Annotated in this window: 14 protein-coding genes; 5 read left to right on the top strand and 9 right to left on the bottom strand. The window is 75.6% G+C overall.

Annotated features, from left to right (window positions below; translation table 11 throughout):
* Window positions 1–13 precede the first annotated feature (13 nt).
* The 3 genes from ACFVS0_RS14645 (at window position 14) to ACFVS0_RS14635 (ending at window position 4,029) form a co-directional block, all read left to right on the top strand.
* Window positions 14–1,117: a phosphotransferase family protein gene (locus ACFVS0_RS14645; protein WP_430588360.1), complete on the top strand. Its 1,104-nt coding sequence runs from the start codon at window positions 14–16 to the stop codon at window positions 1,115–1,117.
* A 1-nt stretch (window position 1,118) separates the two neighbouring features.
* A complete protein-coding gene (locus ACFVS0_RS14640; protein ID WP_430588359.1) occupies window positions 1,119–2,336 on the top strand; it encodes an acyl-CoA dehydrogenase family protein in 1,218 nt (405 codons plus the stop codon).
* A gap of 67 nt (window positions 2,337–2,403) precedes the next feature.
* On the top strand, window positions 2,404–4,029 hold the full coding sequence (locus tag ACFVS0_RS14635) for an AMP-binding protein (RefSeq protein ID WP_430588358.1): 1,626 nt from the start codon (window positions 2,404–2,406) through the stop codon (window positions 4,027–4,029).
* 67 nt (window positions 4,030–4,096) lie between these two features.
* Here the strand turns inward: ACFVS0_RS14635 and ACFVS0_RS14630 are convergent, their stop codons facing one another.
* From ACFVS0_RS14630 to ACFVS0_RS14590, 9 genes are all read right to left on the bottom strand, one after another.
* A complete protein-coding gene (locus ACFVS0_RS14630; RefSeq protein ID WP_430588357.1) occupies window positions 4,097–5,371 on the bottom strand; it encodes an ABC transporter substrate-binding protein in 1,275 nt (424 codons plus the stop codon).
* Between the two features lie 5 nt (window positions 5,372–5,376).
* Window positions 5,377–6,552 carry a branched-chain amino acid ABC transporter permease gene (locus ACFVS0_RS14625; RefSeq protein ID WP_430588356.1) on the bottom strand — a complete coding sequence of 392 codons (1,176 nt, stop codon included), beginning with the start codon at window positions 6,550–6,552 and terminating at the stop codon, window positions 5,377–5,379.
* On the bottom strand, window positions 6,549–7,427 hold the full coding sequence (locus tag ACFVS0_RS14620; RefSeq protein WP_430551800.1) for a branched-chain amino acid ABC transporter permease: 879 nt from the start codon (window positions 7,425–7,427) through the stop codon (window positions 6,549–6,551). The genes ACFVS0_RS14625 and ACFVS0_RS14620 overlap by 4 nt, the downstream gene beginning before the upstream one ends.
* A 55-nt stretch (window positions 7,428–7,482) precedes the next feature.
* Window positions 7,483–8,202, bottom strand: coding sequence for an ABC transporter ATP-binding protein (locus ACFVS0_RS14615; protein ID WP_430588355.1), 720 nt, complete (start codon window positions 8,200–8,202; stop codon window positions 7,483–7,485).
* Complete coding sequence (locus ACFVS0_RS14610; protein WP_430588354.1) at window positions 8,199–9,050, bottom strand: ABC transporter ATP-binding protein; 852 nt, start codon at window positions 9,048–9,050, stop codon at window positions 8,199–8,201. The genes ACFVS0_RS14615 and ACFVS0_RS14610 overlap by 4 nt, the downstream gene beginning before the upstream one ends.
* 128 nt (window positions 9,051–9,178) lie before the next feature.
* Window positions 9,179–9,934 carry a glucose 1-dehydrogenase gene (locus ACFVS0_RS14605; RefSeq protein WP_430586243.1) on the bottom strand — a complete coding sequence of 252 codons (756 nt, stop codon included), beginning with the start codon at window positions 9,932–9,934 and terminating at the stop codon, window positions 9,179–9,181.
* A 117-nt stretch (window positions 9,935–10,051) separates the two neighbouring features.
* Window positions 10,052–11,122, bottom strand: coding sequence for an NADPH:quinone oxidoreductase family protein (locus ACFVS0_RS14600; RefSeq protein ID WP_430588353.1), 1,071 nt, complete (start codon window positions 11,120–11,122; stop codon window positions 10,052–10,054).
* 60 nt (window positions 11,123–11,182) lie between these two features.
* Window positions 11,183–11,767, bottom strand: a complete 585-nt coding sequence (locus tag ACFVS0_RS14595; protein WP_430551795.1) for a TetR/AcrR family transcriptional regulator — start codon at window positions 11,765–11,767, stop codon at window positions 11,183–11,185.
* An 11-nt stretch (window positions 11,768–11,778) separates the two neighbouring features.
* Window positions 11,779–12,564, bottom strand: a complete 786-nt coding sequence (locus ACFVS0_RS14590; protein WP_430588352.1) for an SDR family oxidoreductase — start codon at window positions 12,562–12,564, stop codon at window positions 11,779–11,781.
* Window positions 12,565–12,692: 128 nt separating this feature from the next.
* Here ACFVS0_RS14590 and ACFVS0_RS14585 point away from each other — a divergent pair, with 128 nt between their 5' ends.
* Together ACFVS0_RS14585 and ACFVS0_RS14580 are read left to right on the top strand one after the other, a co-directional pair.
* Complete coding sequence (locus tag ACFVS0_RS14585; RefSeq protein WP_430551793.1) at window positions 12,693–13,232, top strand: YbhB/YbcL family Raf kinase inhibitor-like protein; 540 nt, start codon at window positions 12,693–12,695, stop codon at window positions 13,230–13,232.
* Complete coding sequence (locus tag ACFVS0_RS14580; protein WP_430588351.1) at window positions 13,229–13,825, top strand: YbaK/EbsC family protein; 597 nt, start codon at window positions 13,229–13,231, stop codon at window positions 13,823–13,825. Before ACFVS0_RS14585 ends, ACFVS0_RS14580 begins: the two co-directional genes overlap by 4 nt.
* The last annotated feature ends 28 nt before the right edge of the window (window positions 13,826–13,853 follow it).

The following is a 13,853-nucleotide window of genomic DNA, read 5'->3' as shown; positions in this document are numbered from 1 at the left end:
AAGGTGGTCATCGATGACCGACGTGCCCGGACTGGACACCGCAGGGCTGCGGGCGTGGCTGGAGCGGGAGCACCCCGAGCTCGCCGGCGGAGAGCTCACCGCGAGCGTGATCGCCGGCGGCCGCAGCAACCTCACGTACCGGGTCGACGGGGCCCGCCTGCCGCTCGTCGTGCGGCGCCCGCCGCTGGGGCACGTGCTGTCCACCGCGCACGACATGCGCCGCGAGCACCGGGTCGTCACCGCCCTCGCGGACGGCCCCGTCCCGGTGCCGCGCACCGTGGACGTCGTGGACGACACCGCCCGGGGCGAGGTCACCGGCACGGTCTTCTTCGTCATGGAGCACGTGGCCGGCACGGTGCTGTCCCGGCCGGGGCAGAACTCCGCGTTCACGGCGGGCGGCCTGCACGCGCTCGGGCTCGAGCTCGCCGAGGTGCTCGCCGACCTGCACGCCGTGGACCCGGCCGCCGTCGGCCTCGCGGACTTCGGCAGGCCCGACGGCTACCTCGGCCGGCAGCTCGCCACCTGGCGGCGCCAGTACGACGCCTCCCGCAGCCGCCCCCAGCCCCGGCTGGACGCCCTGCAGGACCGGCTCGCGGCGAGCGTCCCCGACTCCGGAGGTCGGGCCGGCATCGTGCACGGCGACTACCGCCTCGACAACGCGATCGTCGCCGGGCCGCCCGACGCCCCCCGCGTCGCCGCCGTCCTCGACTGGGAGATGGCCACGCTCGGCGATCCCCTCGTCGACCTGGGCATGCTCGGCCTGTACTGGGACATCCGCGGCCTCACCGCGCGCGACGGGTCCGACGGAGGGTCGGACGACGGCGCGCTGAGCGCCGTCGTCCCCGGCGCCGGCTACCCGGAGTTCGGCGCGCTCGTCGACGCCTACGCCGCGCGGTCGGGCACCGCGCCGCCGGACCTGTCCTGGTACCGCGCGTTCGCCGCGTACAAGCTCGCGGTGATCCTCGAGGGCATCCACTACCGCTACCGGGCGGGCGAGACGGTCGGCGAGGGATTCGACCGGATCGGCGCCCTCGTGGACCCGCTGGCCCAGGACGGGCTGGCGCACGCGCCCACTGCACCGGCGCCCGCACCGGCCACGCCGGCGAGGAGGGCCTGACATGGACTTCGCCCCCGACGCCCGCACCGCCGAGCTCACCGACCGGGTCCGCGCGTTCCTCGACGAGCGGGTGCTGCCCGCGGAGCCGGTGCTCGACGCGCAGCTCGCGGCCGCCCCGGACGACTGGTCGCCGCCGCCGGTGGTGCGTGAGCTGCGGGCCGCCGCGCGCGAGCAGGGCCTGTGGAACCTGTTCCTTCCCGGGGACGGGCCCGCGGGGGAACGTGGCGCGGGCCTCACGAACCTGCAGTACGCGCCCCTCGCCGAGCTCACCGGCTGGAGCCCCCGGCTGGCCCCGGCCGCGTTCAACTGCGCCGCGCCCGACACCGGCAACATGGAGCTGCTCGCCCACTTCGGCACGCCCGACCAGCAGCGCGAGTGGCTCGACCCGCTGCTCGACGCACGCCTCCGGTCGGCCTTCTGCATGACCGAGCCGGGGGTGGCCTCGAGCGACGCGTCGCAGATCGGCACCCGCATCCGCCGCGACGGCGACGAGCTCGTGGTCAGCGGCCGCAAGTGGTGGTCCACGGGCGCGATGAACCCGGGCGCCGCGCTGCTCGTCGTCATGGGCAAGACGGACCCGGACGCGCCCCGGCACCGGCAGCAGTCGATGGTGCTCGTGCCGCGCGACGCGCCCGGCGTGCGGATCGTGCGGCCCCTGACCGTGTTCGGCTACGACGACCGCGACCACGGCGGCCACGCCGAGATCGCCTTCGACGACGTCCGTGTGCCCGCCGCGAACCTCCTGGGCGGCGAGGGCGACGGGTTCGCGATGGCGCAGGCACGCCTCGGGCCCGGCCGCATCCACCACTGCATGCGCGCCCTCGGCATGGCCGAGCGGGCGCTGGCGCTCGCCGGGCAACGGGCGCGCGAGCGCTCCACGTTCGGCCGCCCGCTCGCCGAGCAGGGGGTGGTCCGGGAGTGGGTCGCCACCTCTCGGGTGGAGATCGAGGCGCTGCGCCTGCTCGTGCTCAAGACCGCCTGGCTCATGGACACCGTCGGCAACCGGCAGGCCATGCGCGAGATCCAGGCCATCAAGATCGCCGTGCCGCGCGCGGTCCAGGCGGTCCTCGACCGCGCGATGCAGCTCTTCGGCGCCGCCGGGCTGTCCGGCGACCAGCCGCTCGCCGAGATGTTCGCCGCGGCCCGCGCCCTGCGGCTCGCCGACGGCCCCGACGAGGTGCACCTCGGCTCCCTCGGGCGGGCCGAGCTGCGCGCCTGACCGCCGGCCGGCCCACGGCCCGGCATGCCCCCTCCGTCCACGATCGACGACGACGAAAGGACCGGACATGACCCCGACCCCCGACCCCCGCACGGGCTCCCCCGGCCCCGCGCCCGACGGTTCCGCCGTCGACGGCCCCGGCTTCGGCACGCTGTCGGCGGCGTCGCTGCTCGCGGAGACGGCGCGCCGCCACCCGGACTACCCGGCGCTGCACTTCGCGGGGACCACCACCACGTACGGCGAGCTCTGGGACCAGACCCGCGCCTACGCCGGCGCCCTGGCCGCCCGCGGGATCGGGCGCGGCTCGCGCGTGGCGATGGTCGTGCCGAACGTGCCCGACTTCGCGCGCGTCTACTACGCCGCGCTCGCGCTGGGCGCCGTGGTCGTGCCGATCCACCTGCTGTTCCGGGCGGGCGAGATCGAGTTCGTGCTGCGCGACAGCCGGGCCGACGTCGTGGTCGCGGCCGCTCCGCTGCTCGCCGAGGCCGCGCCCGCCGCCGAGCGCGCGGGCGTGCCCCTCGTCACGGTGCTCGCCCCCACCGCAGAGCAGGGCGGGCTCGCCCTCCCCCGCCTCGAGGACGAGGCCGCCGCCGCGACCCCGCTGGAGCGGCACACGGCGGTGCATCCCACGTCGGCCGCGACGATCCTCTACACGAGCGGCACCACCGGGCTGCCCAAGGGCGCCGTCGGCTCGCACCTCGCCGCGGTGGAGCAGGTGCACTGCTCCCTCATCGACTCCTTCGACCTGCGGCACGACGACGTCGTCTTCGGCGGGCTCCCGCTGTTCCACGCGTTCGGCCAGATGGCGGTGATGAACTGCGCGTTCCGCGTCGGCGCGTCGGTGGTGCTGCTCCCCCGGTTCGACCCGGACCAGGCGCTCGAGCTCCTCGTGGCGCACCGGGCCACGGTGTTCACCGCCGTCCCGACCATGTTCGTCGGGATGCTGGAGGCCGCCCGGCGCAGCGACGCCCGGCCGCCGCTGCGGTACGCCGTCTCGGGCGGCGCCGCGCTGCCGGTGAGCGTGCTCGAGGAGTTCGCCGCCGCCTACGGGGCCGAGGTGCACGAGGGCTACGGCCTCACTGAGACGTCCCCCAGCGTCTCCTTCAACACGGTCTTCGAGCCGATCCGGCCCGGCACGGTGGGCCGGCCGATGTGGGGCGTGGACGTGGCGGTCGCCGACGCGGTGATCGACCACGAGGTGCATCTGCTGAGCGAGCCCGGCGCGCTCGGCGAGGTCGTGGTGCGCGGGCACAACCTGCTCAAGGGCTACCTGGGGCGCCCGGACGCGGACGCCGCGGCCGTCGTCGACGGCTGGTTCCGCACCGGCGACCTCGGCACCCTCGACGCCGACGGGATCCTCGCGATCACCGACCGCAAGAAGGACATGATCATCCGCAACGGGTACAACGTGTATCCCACCGAGGTGGAGGCGACGCTGGTGTCCCACCCCGACGTCGCGCTGGCCGCCGTCTTCGGCGTCGCCGACCCGGTGCACGGGCAGGAGATCCACGCCGCCGTCGTGCCGGCCGACGGGCGCACGCTCGACGCCGACGCCCTCGTCACCTGGGTCCGCGAGCGCGTGGCCGCGTTCAAGTACCCGCGCGTCGTGCACGTGGTGGACGAGCTCCCCCTCGGCCCGAGCGGCAAGATCCTCAAGCGCGAGCTGCCCGGCCGGTTCGCTCCCGTCCCCTGACAGGTGGTGAGCGCGAGAACGGGGACTGTTCGCCGACGAACAGTCCCCGTTCTCGCGCTCACCACATCTACGAGGCGGGGATCCCGTCGTTGCGCAGTGGCACCGGCTGCGGCTCGACCTCGGTCACCTTCCCGCTCCCGACGGCGTAGGTCGCGCCGACGTAGTCCTGCACGCCGTCGGCGACGACGGTGATGCCGACGCCGTCGAACGCGGAGTGGTCCTCCGGGCCGAACATGAGCGGCAGGATGCCGTTGCCCTCGAGCCCGCCCGACTCGACGGCCTCGACCAGGCCCTCGCGCGTGGGCTCCTCGCCCGCGCGGGCCAGCGCCTCGGCGAACAGGTAGCCGACGCTCATGCCGTACACGGTGTTGCCGTCGAACCGCGCGCCGTCGTTGTACTCGTCGTTGATCTGCCGGAACAGCTCGACCCACTCGCCGTCCGGGCCGAAGGGCAGGTAGTTCGCGCTGACGAAGCCCTGCAGCAGGGCGGGCGCCACGTCCTCGCCCAACAGCTCGACGAGCGTGGGGTAGTCGCCGCCCGACGACGACGCCAGCCAGCGCGGGCTCCAGCCCATCTTCGCGGCCGTGCCGACCGCGAGCGCCGTGAAGCCGTTGACCGTCGCGAGCAGGACGCTCTCGCACCCGGCGGCCTGCAGGGCGCCGATCTGCGCGGTGACGTCCTGGTTCGACGTCGAGTACGTCTCGTGGGCGGCGACGCCGTCCGCGCCCACCGCGACCTCGACGCCCGCGAGGAACTCCTCGCCGAAGTCGTCGTCCTGCCCGAGCACGCAGAGCTTCTGCCCGGCGTGCTCGTCGGCGGCGTACTGCGCGAGCGCCGCACCCTCGACCACGTAGTCGGCGTTGAAGCCGAACGTGTTCGGGTGCCCCTCGGGGTCGTCCCACAGGGTGCTGCCGGAGGCGACGAAGAGGTCGGGCACGTCGTTCTGGTCGAGGTAGTCGAGCACGGACGCGTGCGTCGGCGTGCCGAGCCCGCCGAGCAGGGCGAACACCTGGTCCTCCTGCACGAGCTCGCGGACCACGGTCTGGGTGTTCGCGGGGTTGTAGCCGTCGTCCTTGACCACGTACTCGATCGAGCGGCCGTGGACGCCGCCGTGGTCGTTGAGGTACTCGAAGTAGGCATTCGTGGCCGCCGAGATCGATGCGTACCCGGCGGCGGCCGGGCCCGTCAGCGGCTGGTGCGTGCCGACCGTGACGGTGTCGTCGCTGATGCCGGGGGCCGCGGCGGCCGGCGTGCTGCAGCCGGCGAGGGCCAGGCACGCGACGACGGACGCCGCGGCGACGCCGGCGGTGGTGCCGGCGGTGGCGGTGCGGGGATTCCGCATGGGGGTCACCTCTCTGTGGGTTGTGGCAGGGTCGCGGGCGCATCGGTGCGGCCGCGACGTCGCGAGGGGAGGACGTGGGGTCGGCGGCGGGCCGCGGCGCGGGCGAGCCCGCCCGGCCAGGCCAGCGTCACGACGATCAGCAGGGCGCCGAAGACCAGCACGGCGAGGTTGCCGGACAGCCGCTGCTCGAGGTCCGCGGGGACGCCGACGGCGCCGGTGACGGTGTCGACGAGCCACGGCAGCAGCACGACGAGCGCGGCGCCGGCGGCCGCACCGCCGAGGCTGCCGAGCCCGCCCACGACCGCGGCCACGACGAGCAGCAGCGAGAACGCGAGGTCGTAGCGACCGGGGCCGACCGACTGCGTGACGAGGCACAGGACGGCGCCGCCGAGCCCGGCGGCGAGCGAGCTCGCGACGAACGCGCCCACCTTGACGCGCGCGGGCGACACCCCGGAGAGCCGGGCCGCGGTCTCGTCGCCGTGCACGGCCCGCATGCGCAGGCCCGCGTGGCCGGAGCGCAGCACGGCCAGCGGCGTGACGGCGAGCGCGGCCACGACGATCGCCACCCAGGCGTGCCACTGCTCCACGACGACGAGCCGGGACAGCGCCTCGGGCACGCCCTCGAACGGGACCGCGAGGCCCTGGTCGCCGCCGAGCGCCGGCACCTGCGCCGTGAGGGCGGGCAGCGCGACGACCATGGCCAGCGTCAGCCCGGCCAGGTAGGGCCCGCGCAGGCGCGCGCCGGCCAGGCCGAGCAGCCCGCCCACCGCGCCCGACGCGAGCAGCGCGCCGACCAGCCCCAGGACGACGCGCGCGGCGCCGGCCGTGCCGTCGCCGTCGAGACCGGCGCCGGCGACCGCGTTCACGGTGAGGGCGTAGCCGTAGCCGCCCGCCGCCATGAGCACGGCGTGACCGAGGGAGAGCTGGCCGGTGAGTCCCACGAGGAGCGTGAGGCCCGCCGTCGCGCAGAAGGTCGCGGCGACGACGGCGAGCTGGTAGTTGCGGTACGGGTCGAGCAGGAACGTGGCGGCGACCGCCAGCAGGGTCAGCACGGCCGCACGCACCAGGATCCGCTGGGTGCGGGTGAGTCTCCGGGGAGCCTCAGGGGCGGGGCGCGGGACGGTGCGGCGTGCGTCGCGCACGGTGGCCTCCTCGGTCTCGGCGGGTCTCGTGGCGGTCATGCGGCACGCACCTGGGCGGTCGCGAAGATCCCGCCGGGCCGCACCAGCAGCACCAGCGTGAGCAGGGCGAGCACGGCGAGCGGGGCGACGCCGGCACCGAGGTACCCGGTGACGAGGCTGACGAGCACCCCCACCAGGACCCCGCCGACCAGGGCCCCGGTCGGCGAGTCGAGCCCGCCCAGGACGGCGACGGTGAACGCGTGCACGAAGAGCAGGTCGGCGGAGTGGGCGTTGAGGCCGAGCTCGGTGGGCACGAGCAGCAGGGCCGCGAGGGCCGCGACGGCGCCCGACAGCGCCCAGCCGAGGGTGACCATGCGCGGCACGCGCACGCCCAGCAGCCGGGAGACCTCGGGCGCCGCTGCCGACGCCCGCAGCTGCAGGCCCAGCGACGTGCCGTTGAACAGCCACGCCAGCAGCCCGACCACCGCCAGCGCCACGGTCAGCACGAACAGGTCGTACGGCGAGAGCAGGGGGACGCCACCCACGACGAACGGGCGCTCGTCGAACGGCGCGGCCATCGGCCGGTGCCGGGGGCCGAAGGCGATCCCGAGCGCCGACTGCAGCACCATGACGAGCCCGATCGCGACGATCATCCCGGGCAGCGGACTGCCCTGCGGCACGCGCCGCATCAGGCCGCGCTCCACCGCCGCGTTCAGCGCGGCCCCGGCGAGGAGCGCGGCGGCCAGCCCCGCCCAGAAGGACCCCGTCGCGCCGGTGACGGCGAACGCGGCGAAGACGGCGACGGTGGCGACGGCGGCCTGGGCGAAGTTCACGAGGCGGGCGGCGCGCCAGACGATCACGAGGGACAGCGCGAAGAGCGCGATGACGAGCCCCCGGGCGAGCCCGGTGGCGAGGAGGAAGACGAGTCGGTCCATGGGGAGCCTCTCTCGGGGACGCAGGTCGGGAGCCGGTCGGTGCCGGCGGTGCCGGTCAGAAGCCCAGGTAGGCGTGGCGGAGGGCGGGGTCCCCGGCGAGCTCGGCGGCACGGGCGTCGGCCACCACCGCCCCGAGGCTGAGCACGACGCCGCGGTCGGCGATCGACAGGGCGCTCGTGACGTTCTGCTCGGCGAGCAGCACCGTCAGGCCGGTCTCCCGCGCCGTGGCGCGCAGCACGGCCATGAGCTGCGCGACGACGCGCGGCGCGAGGCCGAGCGACGGCTCGTCGAGGAGCAGCACGCGCGGCCGGGCGAGCAGGGCACGGCCGAGCGCCAGCATCTGACGCTCGCCCCCGGAGAGCTGGTGCCCGAGGCTCGCCCGGCGGCGCGCGAGCGGCTCGAACAGGTCGTAGGTGCGGGCGACCGCGGCGCGGCGTGCGGCACGCCCCGGGTGGCACCACAGGGCGCCGAGGTGGAGGTTCTCGTCCACGGTCAGCTCGGTCACGACGCTGCGCCCCTCGGGGACCTGGGCCAGCCCGCGGCGGGCGCGGTCCTCGACGCTCAGGGCGGTGAGGTCGGCGCCGTCGAGCAGGACCCGCCCCGCCCGCGGCGCCGTGAGGCCCGAGAGCGACCGCAGCAGGGTCGTCTTGCCGGCGCCGTTCGCCCCGAGCAGGGCGACGACCTCGCCCGGGGCGACGGCGAGCGCGAGGCCGTCCAGCACGGGCGCGCCGGCATAGCCCACGGTCAGGCCCTCGACGGCCAGGGCGGCGGTCACGCGGCCTCCAGCCCGAGGTAGGCCGCCTCGACAGCGGGGTCGGCGCGCACCTCGTCGGGCGTCCCGCTCGCGACGACTCGCCCGAAGTCGAGCACGACCACCCGGTCGGCCACGGCCATGACGAAGTCGACGTGGTGCTCGACCAGGAGCACCGCACAGCCGTCCGCCACGACGTCGCGCACGACGTCGGCGAGGGCGTCCACGTCGTCCGCCCCGAGGCCGCCGGCGGGCTCGTCGAGCAGCAGGAGGCGCGGGCGCGCCACGAGCGCGCGGGCGAGCGCCACCCGTTTGCGCACGGGGTAGGGCAGGGCGTCGACCGGGGTGCCGGCGGCACCGGTGAGGTCGAGCCGGGCGAGCGCGGCCGACGCGGCGTCGGCGGCGTCGGCGGCGTCGGCGGCTCCGGCCACCGGTACCAGGACGTTCTCGAGCACCGTGAGCCCCGCGAAGAGGCCGAGGCCCTGGAGCGTGCGTGCGAGCCCGCGCTCGAGCAGCCGGGACGGGGACGCGGGCGCGGGGCGCCCGTCGAGGCGGATGTCACCCGCGGAGGGCCGCACCAGGCCGCACACCGCGTTGAAGACGGTGGTCTTGCCCGCGCCGTTCGGACCGATCAGGGCGACGGTCTCGGCGCCCTGACCGGCCTCCCCGTCGGCACGGGCGGACGGGTCGCCCACCGTGAGGTCGACGCCGTCGAGGGCGGTCAGGCCGCCGAAGGTCACGGTGAGGCCGGACACCTCCAGGCGCGGGTGGGCCGCGGGGGTGGTGGGTGCGGGGCCGGGAGCTCCAGGGCTGTGAGCGCCGAGGCCGGGAGCTCCCGGGCTGGGATCGGACGCGGGGATACGGCGGGACATCGGCACCTCTTCGTGTCGGGTGGTGCCACGCTAGCCGATAAACCGACTGGCCGGTATGCCTCGTCGAGACATTCTTCAGAATGTTGCAAGGCCGTGACGTCCGACGCCCGGGACGGGCGCCAGGACGCTCAGACGCCCGCGGTGAGCCCCCCGTCCACGACGAGCTCCGTGCCCGTGAGATACGCCGACGCGTCGCTCGCGAGGAACACCACGGCGCCCGCGACGTCGTCCGGCACGGCCGCACGGCCGATCGGGATCGGCACCGCGTCCGTGTCGATGCGCGTGGTCATCTCCGTGCGCACGAGGCCCGGGTGCACGGAGTTCACCCGGATCCCGTCGCGCCCCAGCTCGACCGCGAGCGACTTGGTCAGCCCGCGCACGCCGAACTTGGAGGCCACGTACCCGTGCAGCCGCTCCCCGCCCCGCAGCCCCTCGACCGACGACACGTTGACGATCGACCCGCCGCCGGCCGCCTTCATCACCGGGACGACCGTGCGGCAACCCAGGAACGTCCCGGTGAGGTTCACTGCGATCACGGCGTCCCACTTGGCCGTGGAGTAGTGCTCGATGGGGGCGGAGTTGGCGATGCCGGCGTTGTTCACCAGCACGTCCACGCCCCCGAACGCCTCGACCGTGGCCGCGACCGCCTCCGCCCAGCCCGCCTCGTCCGTCACGTCGAGGCGGACGTACCGCGCCCGGTCGCCGAGGCCGGTCGCGAGGGCCGCGCCCTCGTCGTCGAGCACGTCCGCGACGACCACGGCGGCGCCCGCCGCGTGCAGGGCGCGGACGTACGCCGCACCGAGGCCGCGGGCGCCGCCCGTGACGAGCGCGACCCGCCCCTCGAGCGGGCGGTCGGGGGCGGTCGGGACGGCACGAGCGGACATGGGGTTCCTCCGGGTCGGGTGCGAGGGAGAGCGGCCTTCCGGCCCGCGATCCGTGGCGGCATCCGGTCGGTTGCCGCGACGGGTCGCGTGCTGGAAGGCCTCGGGGTGGGGGTTCCGTCAGTCGGCGACGCGGACGACGAGACGGCCGGTCGTGGTGCCGCCGGCGAGGCGTTGCACGGCGGCGGGGGCGTCCTCGAAGGGCACGACGTCGGCGACGACGGGCCGCACGGCGCCCTCGGCTGCGAGGCGCGCGAGGGCGTCGTGCGCCGCGTCGACCAGCTCGGGGCGGCGCTGCTGGTAGAGCGCCCAGTGCAGGCCGAGCACGTCGTAGTTCTTCACGAGGGCGTGGTTGGCGCGCACCCGGGGGACGTCCCCGCTCGCGAAGCCGACGACGACGATCCGCCCCTCGAAGGCGATGCACCGCGTCGACTGCTCGAACGCCGTGCCCCCGACCGGGTCGACGACCACGTCGGCGCCCGCGCCACCGGTGAGCTCCTTGACCTGGGCGGCCAGGTCGGCGCCGCGCACGAGGACGTGGTGCGCGCCGGCGGCCGTCGCGACGGCCGCCTTCGCCGGGTTGCCCACGACGGCGATCACCTGGGCCCCCGCCGCGATCCCGAGCTGCACCGCCGCGGTCCCGACACCGCCGGCCGCGGCGTGCACCAGCAGGCGCTCCCCCGGCCGGATCCGGGCCTTGCGGTGCAGCGCGAACCACGCCGTCTGGTAGGCGATCGTCAGCGCGGCCGCCTCGGCGTCGCCCAGCCCCTCGGGTGCCGGGCGCACCGCGGCGGCGGGCAGCACCGCCAGCTCGGACAGCACACCGATGGCGGAGCCCACGACCCGCACGCCCGGCGCCAGGCCGCGGTCGCCGGCCGCGACCCCCTCGCCGAGCGCCACGACGTCGCCGCACAGCTCGATGCCGGGCACGAACGGCGGCTCGGGCCGGACCTGGTACTCGCCGCGGGCCAGCAGGACGTCGGGGAAGTTCACCGCCACGGCGCGCACCCGGACGAGCACCTCCCCCTCCCCCGGCACGGGCGCGGGCACCTCGTCGAGCCGCAGCACCTCCGTGGGCTCGCCGGGGCCGGTCACCCGCCAGGCGCGCATCGTCGGCGCCGCCTCGCGGAGTCCCGGTCCGGCGGCCGTCGTGCGGGAGCGGGCGGGGGTCGTGCCGGGCAGCGTCGTCATCGTCGCTCTCGTCTCGTCGGTGTCGTGCCCGCCCGGTCGTCGGCGCCGCGGCAGGCGTGGTCAGGCCGCGGGGGTCCGGATCCCGCGCAGGAAGAGCTCGGTGAGCTGGTGGGCCACCTCGGACTTGGTCTCGGGGCCCTCGGGCGAGTACCAGTGCGACAGGTAGTGCACGTCGCTGAAGAAGTGCGCCACCAGCAGCGGCCGCGGCACGTCGGTGCGGAAGACGCCCTCGTCCTGGCCGCGGCGCAGGAGCCCCGCGAACTCGTCGTGGTACTCGCGCCGCCGCTGCGTGACCTCCTTGAGCCGCGGCTCGGTGAGCATGTGCATGCTGCGGAAGAAGACGGTGCCCTCCGGGAGGAAGTCGATCGACGTCTCGACGACGTCGACGCACACGGCCCGGACGACGTCCTCGACCGGCCCGCCCGCGGCGACGATCTCGTCGAGGTGGGCCTTCTGCAGCGCCAGCATGCGGTCGTAGACGGCGAACAGCAGGTCGTCCTTGGACTGGAAGTAGTGGTACATGGCGCCCTTGGTGACGCCCGCGGCCTCGACGATCTGCTGCACGCTGGTGGTGGCGTACCCCTGCGTGGCGAACAGGTCCAGGGCGGCCGCGGTGACCCGGTCGGCGACGTTCGTGCTCTTCATGCCCCCATCCTTCACCCGACGGGCGCGATGCTCGCGCCGCCGTCGATCCGGAGCGTCTGGCCGGTCACCCACGCCGCGTCGTCCGAGAGCAGGAAGGCGACCGGGCCGGCGACGTCGTCGGGCTCGCCGAGCCGCGCGAGGGGGTAGCGCTCGACCACGCGCTCCTCGTGCCCCTCGTAGAGCGCGCGGGAGAACCGCGTCCTCACGACGGCCGGCGCGACGGCGTTGACCCGGATCGCGGGCGCCAGCTCCTGGGCGAGCTGCTGCGTGAGGTTGATGAGGGCGGCCTTGGACGCGCCGTAGAAGGCGATGTTCGGGCTGGACGACGTCCCGGAGATCGACGCGACGTTCACGACCGACCGGATCGGCCCGCCGGCGACGGCGTCGCGGGTCCACTCGAGCGCGGACACGACGTTGACCTCGAGGATCTTGCGCGCGACGCCCGGGTCCACCTCGAGCGCGGGCCCCCACGCCGGGTTGATGCCCGCGTTGTTGACGAGGTGGTCCAGGCGCCCGTGACGCGCGGCGACGTGGGCGAGGACGGCCTCGCGGTGCTCGGGGTCGTCCACGCGGCCCGCCACCCCCGAGGCGCGCTCGGGCCCGAGGGCCGCGACGGCCTCGTCGAGCGCCTCCTGCTTGCGCCCGGTGACGACGACCGCGCAGCCCTCGTCCACGAGGCGCCGGGCGACGGCCAGCCCGATGCCCCGGCTGCCACCGGTGACCAGCGCGACCCTGCCGGTGAACCTGCCCGTGAACCTGCCCGTGGACCTGCCCGTGGGGCTGTCGACCGAACCCACCATCGCCTCCTCGCGACCTCCGTCGACGACCGAACGTACCGTCCAGTCGGTTTGCGCGAGCACCGTACCACGGCTCGCCCGCGTTGCGTCCTGGCCAGCACCGCGGGCGGTCGGGCAGCATGACCCCCATGACTGGCCAGGACTTCGATCGACCGCTGCCCCCGGACCCGTACTCGCTGCTCCCCGTCCCCGCGACGTTCACGCTCAAGAGCGCCGACGTCACCGACGGCGAGCCGCTCGCCGTCGACTTCAGCGTCGACGGCGCCGACGAGTCGCCCCACCTCGCGTGGTCGGGCGCGCCGGCCGCGACGCGGTCGTTCGTGGTGAGCTGCTTCGACCCGGACGCCCCCACGCCGTCGGGCTACTGGCACTGGACCGCCGTCGACGTCCCCGCGGACGTGACCTCGCTGGAGCGCGGCGCGGGCGCCGTGGGCGGGGCAGCCCTCCCCGCCGGGGCGTTCCACGTGCCGAGCGACGGCGGGCGGCTCGGCTTCGAGGGCGCCGGCCCGCCGCCCGGCGACCACCCGCACCGCTACGTCTTCGCGGTGCACGCGCTCGACGTCCCGTCGCTCGGCCTGTCCGAGGCGAACAGCGCGGTGCACGTCGCGTTCAACGTCTACTTCCACGTCATCGCGCGCGCCACGCTCACGACGACCTTCCGCCGGTGAGCGGCGCGACGACGCCCGGGTCGCGACCGGGACTCCCGACGCTCGGCGACCTGACGTGGGCGCCCGCGCTCGACCGCCCCGACCTGCTCGCGCCGCCCGTCGCCGACGCGCTGCGCGCCTGGGCCGCGCGGGACGACCGCGTCGGCGGGTCGGTCGCCGTCACCGAGATCGACCCCGACCACGCGGACACGGCCACGCTGAACGACCAGCACGGCCTGCCGCCCGAGGCCTCCGCCAACTGCGTCGTCGTCGCGGGCCGGCGCGGCGACGTCGAGCGGGTCGCCGCGTGCGTCGTCACCGCGGCCACGTTCGCCGACGTCAACACGCGCGTGCGCAAGCTGCTCGACGCCCGCAAGGCGTCGTTCCTGCCCATGGACCGCGCGACCAGCGAGTCCGGGATGGAGTACGGCGGCATCACCCCGGTGGGCCTGCCCGCCGGATGGCGGGTGCTCGTCGACTCCCGTTTCGCCGCGCCGGGTGCGCTCGCGCTCATGGGCTCCGGGGTGCGGCGGTCCAAGCTGCTCATGCCCGGCGAGCTCCTCTGCGCGATGCCGGGCGTCGAGGTCGTCGACGGGCTCGGCGTCTCCCGGTGACCGCCCGCTGACGGCGTCTCAGATGCCG

This window comes from Isoptericola sp. NPDC058082, from assembly GCF_042885055.1.
GTDB lineage: Bacteria > Actinomycetota > Actinomycetes > Actinomycetales > Cellulomonadaceae > Isoptericola.
Note: the sequence above shows the minus strand (reverse complement) of the source record. Positions and strands in the feature narration are given on the sequence as shown.

Coding starts and splice junctions, on each gene's coding strand:
- ACFVS0_RS14630 (WP_430588357.1), bottom strand. CDS start 5,371: ATGCGGAATCCCCGCACCGCCACCGCCGGCACCACCGCCGGCGTCGCC.
- ACFVS0_RS14640 (WP_430588359.1), top strand. CDS start 1,119: ATGGACTTCGCCCCCGACGCCCGCACCGCCGAGCTCACCGACCGGGTC.
- ACFVS0_RS14610 (WP_430588354.1), bottom strand. CDS start 9,050: ATGTCCCGCCGTATCCCCGCGTCCGATCCCAGCCCGGGAGCTCCCGGC.
- ACFVS0_RS14605 (WP_430586243.1), bottom strand. CDS start 9,934: ATGTCCGCTCGTGCCGTCCCGACCGCCCCCGACCGCCCGCTCGAGGGG.
- ACFVS0_RS14620 (WP_430551800.1), bottom strand. CDS start 7,427: ATGGACCGACTCGTCTTCCTCCTCGCCACCGGGCTCGCCCGGGGGCTC.
- ACFVS0_RS14585 (WP_430551793.1), top strand. CDS start 12,693: ATGACTGGCCAGGACTTCGATCGACCGCTGCCCCCGGACCCGTACTCG.
- ACFVS0_RS14625 (WP_430588356.1), bottom strand. CDS start 6,552: ATGACCGCCACGAGACCCGCCGAGACCGAGGAGGCCACCGTGCGCGAC.
- ACFVS0_RS14635 (WP_430588358.1), top strand. CDS start 2,404: ATGACCCCGACCCCCGACCCCCGCACGGGCTCCCCCGGCCCCGCGCCC.
- ACFVS0_RS14600 (WP_430588353.1), bottom strand. CDS start 11,122: ATGACGACGCTGCCCGGCACGACCCCCGCCCGCTCCCGCACGACGGCC.
- ACFVS0_RS14645 (WP_430588360.1), top strand. CDS start 14: ATGACCGACGTGCCCGGACTGGACACCGCAGGGCTGCGGGCGTGGCTG.
- ACFVS0_RS14595 (WP_430551795.1), bottom strand. CDS start 11,767: ATGAAGAGCACGAACGTCGCCGACCGGGTCACCGCGGCCGCCCTGGAC.